The organism is Bradyrhizobium sp. P2_E8 (genome assembly GCF_056403875.1).
Genome location: NZ_JBFUES010000173.1, coordinates 1 through 9975 on the forward strand (window position 1 = coordinate 1; position 9975 = coordinate 9975).

The following is a 9975-nucleotide window of genomic DNA, read 5'->3' on the forward strand; positions in this document are numbered from 1 at the left end:
GTGGTACTCGTGTTCATCACGTTCGCAACGCTGACACCAATTCAAGGTCGTCCGAGGTTGGCTGGCCTTCAACTGGAGCACTTCGCTGCCTTCGCTGTAATGGGCTTTGCGTTTGCGTCCGGCATAACACGTCGCACGTTGGCTGTTCTTGCCATGGTGATCCTCAGCGCGCTTGCTCTCGAAGGCATGCAGTTGCTAACGCCAGATCGGCATGGTCGGATTCTCGACGCTGCAGTGAAGGTCATCGGAGGAGCCTGCGGGGTCGGCGCCGGCCGTTTAGCCCCGATCTGGCGGCATCTGATTGATATCCTGACTTCGCCATCCGCGAAACGTCGTCAGTAAGAGCGCGTGGTATTCGCGGCGAATGCCCTTGCATAGTTGCTCGTGCGCTACCGTTCCCGCAAGCTTTCCTGCTTATACCGCATGATCGGGGATAAGAGATAGCTAATGACGCTGCGTGATCCGGACTTGATCTCGACGGTGGCGGCCATACCGGGAGAAAGGCTGACGCGCTTGTTCTCGATGTTCATGTAGCTGCGGTCGAGCGACACTCGCGCTGCGTAGACAAGCTCCTGTCCATTGGGTTCGCTGCTTGTTGTCCCGGCGCCGAGAGACCTGGTGCTGCCGTTCTCCGGTGGCTTGTTCCGGGGAATAGCATCCTGGGAGATGTTGATCACCTTGCCATATAGCAGTCCGTACCGGGTGAAATTGAAGGTATCGATCTTGATGGCGGCGTCCTGGCCTGCCTCGACGAAGCCGATATCCTGGTTCGAGATCATGGCCTCGACTTCGAGATTGCTATCGATTGGAACGATCATCATGATTGGTTGCGCCGGCGTGACGACACCCCCGATGGTATGAACCGCGAGTTGCTGTACGACGCCATCGATTGGCGCAGTCAGGTTTTGCAGGCCGGTGTGCCGTTCGGCTTTGATGACGTCCTGGCTTAGACCGGCAGCCTTCCGTTCCGCCTTGGCGAGTTCCTCGAGCAACGTTCGTTCGTATTCGGCGATGGCCTTGTTGCGGTTCTCCACCAGGACCGCGATGGCGGCATCTGCTTCGCCAAAGCGGCTTTGCTGAACGAGTATCTCCTGTCGCTGACCGAGTAGCTCTTGGTAGTCGGCCAGGTATTGCAGCTTGGAACCGAGTTCTTTCTGGTACAGCTGCTCGCGTATCTCGACGCGCTGCTGGAGCGGGCCAATTGTGGCTTTCAGCTTATCCATCGACGCTTTCGAAGTGGCTCGCTCTGCCTCCTTTTGTGAGATTTGGCGGTCAATTGCAGCGAGTTTGGCAGCCTGCTCGGTGGCTTGGCTGACGAGAAAGCGACGATGCATCTCGATCAGAGTAGGTGTGGCGGCTGGGGGCGGGTTAAACGCCGAAGCGAGATTAGGCTTATTTGACAGTAACGCCTTCAAGCGGGCGGCGTCGAGCTGCGCACTCATCAGATCGCTCTTGAGGTGGTTCAGCTCTGCAGCCGAAATGGTCGCATCCAGATCAATCAGGCGTTCACCGGCTCTGACGGTTTGGCCGTCGTGAACGTAGATCGCGCGAACAACGGCGGTCTCGAAGGGCTGGATGGTCTTGGTTCGGTCGCTCGGGATGATCTTGCCAGGAGCGATAGCAACAATGTCGATGGTTCCAAGGCAGGCCCAGAGCAGGGCGACAACGAAACCCGCCGTGATGCTGACGACGATGGTACGTCCAACCGGCGAAGGAGGGGTCTCGATGATTTCGAGCGCTGCGGGGAGGAAAGCGAGTGCTTCGCTCGGATGAATCCCGCGGGAAGGCGTTAGCCCGACAACGGCGCGCCCGAGCTTGCGGGCGTGATCCGCGAAAACAATGACCGCATTCCCGCTGTTCGCATTCCGGGGCGGCTCCGTCGGCGCGGCCGACCGCTGCTCAGACGTTGCAGGTGCGCGATCGGCGCGAGACGAGAACATACCAGCCAGTCGTGCCCCGACAATCAGGGAGCGCTCCTTTGAACGCCGAATGAATTCCAGGCAGGATCGTGAAAAGCGCAGAAGCCGAGCGATGATGGCGCGTCGTTGGGCGATCACGACGAGCCGTCCGTCCCAATTGGACTCAAGCTCGTATCTGGAAATGATAGATGGCCTTTCGGCGCCAGCGGTCATCACCACGGCCTCGTGGCCATGTACTTTTCCGAGTAGGAGAAAGCTCCCGCTGCGAATCGGGAGGATGCCAGGCAGGGCTGATGCTGATAGTCCGTCCCAATCGGTCAGAACACAGCTTGCAGAGAGATTGAGCTCCCTCGCATAAGCGAGCATTTCCGGGACACCAATAAGCGTGTAACCGGACAACTGGCGAATGTGATCCAGGCTGCTGTCGACACCACGCAATCGGAGCAGGAGGTCGAGCACAAACAGCCCCGGATCGTCGAACGTCTCTGCGGTTGTCTGTCTCATGCGGCCTCGTCGATGCCGGCGTGAGCTCGACCGTGTCGCCTGTTGGTGTCGACGCAAGCGAAGGACAGTCTATGTAAGGTCATGGAAGCCCGACTGTAGGCGGAAGAGCTTTGAATAACGTCCTCCGCGCTTGACCAGCTCTTGATGAGAACCATCCTCGACCAGGCGGCCATCTTCAATTGTGATGATCCGGTCGGCCATTCGTAAGGCCGATAGCCGATGCGCAATGATCAGGACGGTACGGCCCTGCACGATTTTGGCCATGTTCTGTTGAACGATGTGCTCACTCTCGTAGTCGAGTGCGCTGGTCGCCTCGTCAAAGATCAGGATCCGTGGATCGGTTACCAGCGCGCGTGCAATCGCAATGCGCTGACGCTGTCCGCCGGACAGGCTGCTGCCGCGTTCGCCGACTATGGTGTCGTATCCGTTCGGTAACTGTAGAATGAAATTGTGTGCACCGGCCATCGTGGCCGCTTCAACCACACGCTCCGTCGATGTCGCGGGATCCGCGAAGGCGATATTGTCCCTGATCGAACAGTTGAAGAGGACACTGTCCTGGAGAACTACACCGATCTGTCTGCGCAGCCAGGCGGGGTCTACCTGAGTCACGTCGATCCCGTCGACCAGAACCCGGCCTCGCTCGGGGATATACAGCCGCTGCACCAGTTTGGCCAAAGTGCTCTTCCCCGATCCCGAGGAGCCCACTATTCCAATGACCTGCCTTGCCGGAACGTGCAGCTGCACATCTCGAAGGATCTCGGGCCCATCGATGCGGTAGCGAAAGGTMACCTGTTCGAACGCAATATCACCTCGGATCGTAGCCAGCGCCATTTTGCCAGGCCTGTAAACAGGCTCCGGCTCTGTATTCAGGATGTCGCCGAGGCGCGCGATCGAGAGTCTGGCTTGGTGAAAATCTTGCCAAGTCTGGGCTAGTCGGAGGACTGGAGCGCTGATGCGACCGGAGATCAGATTGAAGGCAACCAGCTCGCCAACGGTAAGATCGCCAGCGATGACGAACCGAGCGCCGAAATAGAGGATGGCGACGCCGACCAGTTTGTTGACAAGCTGGACCGATTGGCTGGACACGTTCGCCAGGCTGATGACACGAAAGCTCGCTGCGACGTATCCGGCGAGCTGTTGCTCCCAGCGGCGTTGCATCTGAGGCTCCACAGCCATCGCCTTGAGCGTTTCCATCGCGGTCACGCTCTCCACAAGAAAGGCCTGGTTCTCCGCACCCCGCTGAAATTTTTCGTCGAGCCGCCGCTGAAACAGAGGCGTCGCTCCGGCAGAAATCGCGACATAGACCGGAAGCGAGGCGAGAACGATCCAGGTTAGCGTTGGCGAGTAGAAGGCCAGCAATGCAACGAAGACAACCGAAAACGATAGGTCGATGACCAAGGTCAGAGCGGAACTCGTCAGGAAATTGCGGATATTTTCGAGTTCCCTGACCCTCGCGACAGAGTCACCCACCCGCCGCGCCTGGAAGTAGCCGATCGGCAACGCCAACAGGTGGCGGAACAGCCGAGCGCCGAGTTCGACATCGACTCGGTTGGTGGTGTGAGAGAAAAGGTATGTACGTAGAACTCCAAGGATCGTTTCGAACATCGCGGTCGCTACGAGGCCGATGGCAAGTACGTCCAGCGTGCTCATGCTGCGATGCACTAGAACCTTGTCGATAACCACCTGGAAGAAGAGCGGCGATACCAGGGCAAAGAGCTGAAGGCAGAACGATGCTGCAAGGACTTCGAGGAGCAATCGCCGGTATTTTCTGATTGCGCCGAGAAACCACGTGATGTCGAAACGCCGCGCCAGATCGGAAAGAGAGGCTCGACGCGTCATCAGAATGACCGCGCCGTCCCAGACGGCTTCGAGTTCCATCCGCGACATCATGACCGGTTGCGGGCGACCCGGCTCGAGCGCGATGACCCGCTCCTCGGTGGCCTTTCCGAAGATAAGAAATCTATCCTCCCGAAGGATGGCGAGCGCCGGCATCGGCAGACCGGAAAGCCTAGACCAATTGGTCCTGACGACACGTGCCTTCAGCCCAAGCTCCTTGGCACAGCGGAGAACCTCGGCGACCCTGATGATGGTCCCAAACTGATGACGGATGCGCTCAGGATCTATGGCGAGGCCGTTAAATCGGAGCATCATGACCAACGCGATCAACCCTTGATCGGGGATTACGCCAATTGGCTCAAGGTGCTCGGGCATCCTCTCTCCGCATTGCATCGAGCAGTTGCGATCCGGCAGTCACCATGCAGTTCGCGCCGATCATGAAGATATGTCGTTTTGACGCCCGAGCGCGTCCTTAGAAGCAGCTCGTATCCTCAGAATTGCATTCGGACTCGAAGAGGGCCAGCACCCCATCCTAGGCCGCGCACCGATGGCGAGTTGACGGCCGTCAATATCGGCGCATGACGACCACCTATCATCCTGCTGATGGTTGTAGTTGCGACGAGATCAGCCTTGCACCGCCCGACCGAACATCATTCTGCAGGCGTTAGTGTCCGCCCCGCAGTGTGGCCTGTTTCGGTCTCCAGATAAGGACCGCGGCGATGACGGAGCCTTCGTTCGATTTCAGCGAAGAGGTTGCTGTTTCGGTGGCCCGATCGAGGCTGAGCCCGGAGCAAGATGTCCCGTCGTCTAGACGAGAACGGCTTGATGGATCGGATCGGCAYGCTCTGAAAGTGTTGTTTGCGAACAAGTTCTTCTTTCGTAACGGCGGCTCCGAAGTCGTGATGTTCGATGAGATGGAGTTGATGCGCAGGCGGAATGTTGACGTCGTCGAATTCTCCATGAATGACGATCGAAATATTCCATCACGCTTCCAATCGTACTTTGTTTCGCGGAAATCGTATCGCGCATCATCAAGACGCGAAAAACTGAGATCGGCATTATCCTTTATTCATTCATCCGAAGCTGTCTCGCAAATTACGCGCCTCATCCGAGATGAGAAGCCGGACATACTGCACTGTCATAATATCTATCACCAGCTCACTCCCTCGATCGTCACCGCAGCAGCGGAAATGGGGGTTCCCGTCGTTCTCACGCTTCACGACTACAAACCGGTGTGTCCCATCTATACGCAGCTCAGCAACGGACAGGTGTGTACGAGATGCGGGGATGGCGCCTTTGAGACGATTCTCGCTCGCCGCTGCGCCGACGGCTCTCTTGGGCGCAGCGCCTTGCTTTGGGCGGAGGCGCGCTATCACGCGCTGCTGGGAAGCTATCACCGTGTCGGAAAATTCATTGCGCCGAGCAAGTTCATGTATGAGGCCATTGTCCGTCGGTTCGGTGCCGACAAGGTGGTTCATATTCCGAACGGGATAGACGCATCGCGTATCGATACCTCTGTCGGAGATGATGGATACGCACYGTATTTCGGGCGCCTGTCGCCTGAAAAAGGCGTTGAGGATCTCCTTAAAGCTCATGCGACAGCCCAAGGAGCCTGGCGACTGGTGATCGCTGGCACTGGACCGCTTTTCGATGAGCTTCGGCGGAAATACCCCGCGGCGGAGTTCAGAGGGCATCTCATGGGCATCGACCTCGAGCGCACAATCAGGGAGGCGGGTGTGATTGTCGTGCCCTCGGTGTGGCACGAAAACAGTCCTCTCTCGATCCTTGAGGCGATGGCGCATGGCAAGCCGATCGTCGCTTCCCGCATTGGCGGAATTCCCGAGTTGGTCAGAGACGGGACGACAGGTCTGTTGTTTGACCCTGGCGACGTTGTTCAACTCTCCGAAAAAGTCAGAACTCTTCTCGTCGATCGCAGTCGTCGCGAGGTGTTCGGTCGCAACGCACGCAAGACCGTCGAGAACGAGTACTCGCTTGAGGAACACGGTGCGACGTTACTCTCGTTATACGAGGATCTGATTGCATCAGTCGGCTTACACAGGAAAGTTGGATCATAAAATGGACCTTACCGTCATTTCCACGTTCCGCTGCAACTCCAAATGTCAGATGTGTTACATATGGCAGAATCCGACCGAGCCAAAAGAAGAGGTGTCGCTGGCTACGTTGTCGAAGCTTCCATCCGGCTTCGACAATCTGAATGTGTCGGGTGGAGAGCCGACGCTTCGCAAAGACCTCGGAGAGATGATCGATCTTCTCTATCCGAAGGCAAGAGTGACGGAAATATCGTCGAACGGGCTGCATCCGGAGCGCCTCGTTCCGATCATCAAGAAACACCCCAACATCAAGGTACGCTTTTCGCTCGAGGGCGATCAGGAGACCAGCGACAGAATTCGCGGCGAGAAGGACGGTTACAGCACCAAGATCGCGGGACTTCGTATGCTGCGCGAAGCCGGCGGCACCGACCTTGGCTTCGCGATGGTCATCCAGGACGAAAACGTCGATCAGCTCGTCAATGTCTACGAGTTCGCTCGCAAGGAGGGATTCGAGCTGGCAACTTCCACGCTTCACAATGCGTGGCAGTTCTACAAGAACGACAATTACTTCTATGATCGGAAGGCAGTAGCGCGGAAAGTTGAGGGGCTTATTTCGGCGATGCTGCGTAGTCCGAAGCCAAAGAACTGGTTTCGAGCCTACCTAAACCTTGGCCTGATCGAGAAGATTCTCGGTCATGATCGGTTGATCCCGTGCAGTGCGGGTAAGGATTTTGCCTTCATCGACCCGTGGTCGGACGTATGGGCCTGCAACGTCCGCTCGGATCTCCCCATGGGAAATCTTGCGCGGGAATCATGGAACGAGATCATGAATAGCGAGGCCGCCCAGCAGACACGGAAGAAGGTCGCGAGCTGTGGGCAGAACTGCTGGATGGTGACGACCGCGCGGACCGCGATGCGGTCCAACTTGGTCCCTCAGCTTCCGAAAGGCGAGCCGTTGTTATGGGTCATCAAGAACAAGCTCAAGGTCTCGATCGGCAAGAGCATATGCTTTGACAGCTATATTAATTATTCCGACGTGCGTCCATCGCCGCACGTCGAGCGAACGTCGTTCTTGAACAAGAATGTCAAGGCCCGGCTGGTCAAGGGCCGCATTACGCCGGACGAGCATTACCCGTTGCGAACATTTATGAACAATTAGATTGGGAGGAAGTCCAGATGAGAAGGCGTGAGATCTACATGTTCGGCTTCCGTGGCTTCCCTCAAATTCAGGGTGGTATCGAGACGCATGCAGAAAATCTCGCACCAAGGTTGGTCGAGCTAGGCAGGGGGGTTACCGTCTGCATGCGGTCTCCTTACGTCACCTCGAATGTCCCCAAAGTCTGGAGGGGGGTGCGGGTACTGCGACTGTGGACTCTAAGTAACAAGTATCTGGAGACTCTGCTGCATTCCGTGGTCTGCGCAATTGTCGCAATGGTGCGGCGGCCGGCGTTGGTGCACATTCACGGTATAGGTCCTGCAATTGTAACGCCGTTGCTTCGTGCTGTCGGCCTGCGGGTCGTCGTCACGCATCATGGTGAGGACTATAATAGGGAAAAATGGGGCTGGGCGGCGCGTATGGTCCTGAGGACCGGCGAAGCTGTCGGAATGCGCTATGCTAGCAAGCGCATTGCGGTCAGTCGCAGCATAGGCGACCTCATCACTTCCAAATATGGCAAACCCTGCGAGGTGGTGCCGAATGGCGTGGTGTTCTCGGACTTGCCGCAGCAAAGCGAACAGGTGGTCGGGTTGGGATTGGAGCCAGGACGATACGTATTGACGGTCGGCCGGCTTGTTCCTGAGAAGCGGCAGCTCGATCTTTTGCGCGCATTCCTGGCTACGGCAATGCCGGGATGGAAGCTCGCCATAGTTGGAAAGATCGACCACCAGAATGAGTACGCGGATCAGCTGGTTAGAGAAGCGGCCGGCCACCAGAACGTTGTCATGGCCGGGTTTCAGACCGGCGATGGGCTGCGACAACTCTACGCCCACGCGGCACTGTTTGTTTTGCCGTCGTCGCATGAGGGGTTGCCGATCGTGCTGCTTGAAGCGCTTAGCTATGGATTGCCGGTGCTGGTAAGCGATATCGCACCTAATCTGGAGGTGGTGGGTGATCCCGAACACATTTTCCATGTCGGTGATTGTGAGGAGTTGGGTGCGAAGCTGTTGGTGCTGACGAAGACGCGTCTGAGCGCGTCTGAGCGCGAAATAGTACGTCGCGAAAGCGCCTTGCGGTACGATTGGTCCGATATCGCATCGAGAACGTCGGATATCTATGATGACCTGCTCGGCCGGACACTGCAGCAAGGCAATCTGTCGCGCGCAGGCTGGGGCGCCAGCGCAAGGTCGCAACAATCGGCATACGGCAGACCAGCCAACCATTGAGGCATTGCCAGCGCTTTCGACGACAAAGTCTGGCAGCATATTGGCGCGCCTCGTGCGTCGATCGGGTTGAAGCGATGCCGCGCCCGGGCTGGCGGCACCGAGGATTGTGGCTGTTACTCGGAGCCTGATTTCAGGTCGGGCGTCCCCGGTTCCCAGTGCTGAGATCTCAGCTTTTGTGGTCGTCCCGCTAAGGTTGGCGATAGCGCCGGCCATGGTCGATGGGCGTGGCGTCCAAAGTCTGCAGCCAGCGATCGAAATCCTGGCGAGTCACGGGCTTTTGTGACTGGATCCTATCGGTGGGCTAAACTATCCGCCAGCACTAGCTCGAGTCCCCTCCCATTGCCTGGATAATGAACATAGATTGGGGCTTCCGAAAGCGGCTGAACCCTGAAAGGCTTCGGGTTGGGGATTCGCAAGCCCGACGAAGCTGGCCAGGTGTCGAAGCACCGGGCGTTGCTGGATTATGTGAGAATGAGCAGGGTGGATGAGCTAACGACCGGTGAGATTGACGAGCGGATTGTTTCGATCATCGAACTGGCCGGTGAAAATTTGGTGCGCTTGTCCGATCCGTCATTCGAGTTCGTGCCGGAGCGGATGACAGGAGCGATATCGGCCATTCATCAGCGCCTGAAAGCGGAGCTTGCTGCGCTTCTTAAGCTGCGGACCGTATACGGCGATCTGATTGTTTGTCGCATTGTTGCCGGCAGCTATCCTTGGATCGATGACGAGTTGTCGCCGTATCAACATTTGAGACTCGCGTGGCTACAGCTCACGCGGCTGAGCAGCATGTTTGATCATTCCATGACTGAGCTCGATCGCCTTCACAACGAAACGCTAGAGTTGCTTTCTGTCGATGTCGAAAGAGCAGTTGCTGATGGCTCTCCTCGAACGAGGGCGGGCGAGCGGAACACGCGGGTAGATCGCTGGTTCGAAGTTGTGCCGCAGCACGAAGCGCCAACGTTCGAGACCATGAGGATTGCAAGCGAGTTGTCGATCGCTGACGCACTCATCGCGGAGTATTGTGACGCTGCGCGGCACGAGCTATTGGGAGAGATCGACGCGACCGTACAAATCGTTAGTTCCAGCATCGCTGGTTTTTTGTCGGATCATGGGGACGAGCTGATAGACCTTATTGGTCGTTACAACGACATGATCGAGAACCTAGAACTCCGGTATCGCCGAACGTGAGACGAAGATTGTGAACTGTCGGGGACACGAAATATCCATTCATCCTGCAGATTTAGATTCCTGGGTACCGACTCGCAGCTGACTGGCTGTTACCT

At 57.3% G+C, this 9975-nt stretch carries 7 protein-coding genes; 5 read left to right on the plus strand and 2 right to left on the minus strand.

The window, feature by feature from the left end; genetic code table 11:
• Window positions 1-342, plus strand: a 342-nt coding sequence (locus tag AC1D00_RS12380) for a VanZ family protein (protein WP_477010869.1), incomplete at its 5' end; no start/stop codon positions are given.
• Between the two features lie 47 nt (window positions 343-389).
• On the opposite strand, the gene AC1D00_RS12385 is transcribed toward AC1D00_RS12380, so the two are convergent.
• Window positions 390-2423: an HlyD family type I secretion periplasmic adaptor subunit gene (locus AC1D00_RS12385; RefSeq protein ID WP_025576296.1), complete on the minus strand. Its 2034-nt coding sequence runs from the start codon at window positions 2421-2423 to the stop codon at window positions 390-392.
• Between the two features lie 69 nt (window positions 2424-2492).
• Window positions 2493-4634 carry a type I secretion system permease/ATPase gene (locus AC1D00_RS12390; RefSeq protein ID WP_049812222.1) on the minus strand — a complete coding sequence of 714 codons (2142 nt, stop codon included), beginning with the start codon at window positions 4632-4634 and terminating at the stop codon, window positions 2493-2495.
• Between the two features lie 344 nt (window positions 4635-4978).
• Here AC1D00_RS12390 and AC1D00_RS12395 point away from each other — a divergent pair, with 344 nt between their 5' ends.
• The 4 genes from AC1D00_RS12395 (at window position 4979) to AC1D00_RS12410 (ending at window position 9880) form a co-directional block, all read left to right on the plus strand.
• Window positions 4979-6334: a glycosyltransferase family 4 protein gene (locus AC1D00_RS12395; protein ID WP_477010870.1), complete on the plus strand. Its 1356-nt coding sequence runs from the start codon at window positions 4979-4981 to the stop codon at window positions 6332-6334.
• A gap of 1 nt (window position 6335) precedes the next feature.
• Complete coding sequence (locus tag AC1D00_RS12400; protein ID WP_025576291.1) at window positions 6336-7469, plus strand: radical SAM protein; 1134 nt, start codon at window positions 6336-6338, stop codon at window positions 7467-7469.
• Between the two features lie 38 nt (window positions 7470-7507).
• Window positions 7508-8692: a glycosyltransferase family 4 protein gene (locus AC1D00_RS12405; RefSeq protein ID WP_477010871.1), complete on the plus strand. Its 1185-nt coding sequence runs from the start codon at window positions 7508-7510 to the stop codon at window positions 8690-8692.
• Between the two features lie 402 nt (window positions 8693-9094).
• Window positions 9095-9880: a hypothetical protein gene (locus tag AC1D00_RS12410; RefSeq protein ID WP_477010872.1), complete on the plus strand. Its 786-nt coding sequence runs from the start codon at window positions 9095-9097 to the stop codon at window positions 9878-9880.
• The last annotated feature ends 95 nt before the right edge of the window (window positions 9881-9975 follow it).

Excerpts from the sequence above, each read along its gene's own strand:
- AC1D00_RS12385 (WP_025576296.1), bottom strand. The coding sequence starts at position 2,423 with ATGAGACAGACAACCGCAGAGACGTTCGACGATCCGGGGCTGTTTGTG.
- AC1D00_RS12400 (WP_025576291.1), top strand. The coding sequence starts at position 6,336 with ATGGACCTTACCGTCATTTCCACGTTCCGCTGCAACTCCAAATGTCAG.
- AC1D00_RS12405 (WP_477010871.1), top strand. The coding sequence starts at position 7,508 with ATGTTCGGCTTCCGTGGCTTCCCTCAAATTCAGGGTGGTATCGAGACG.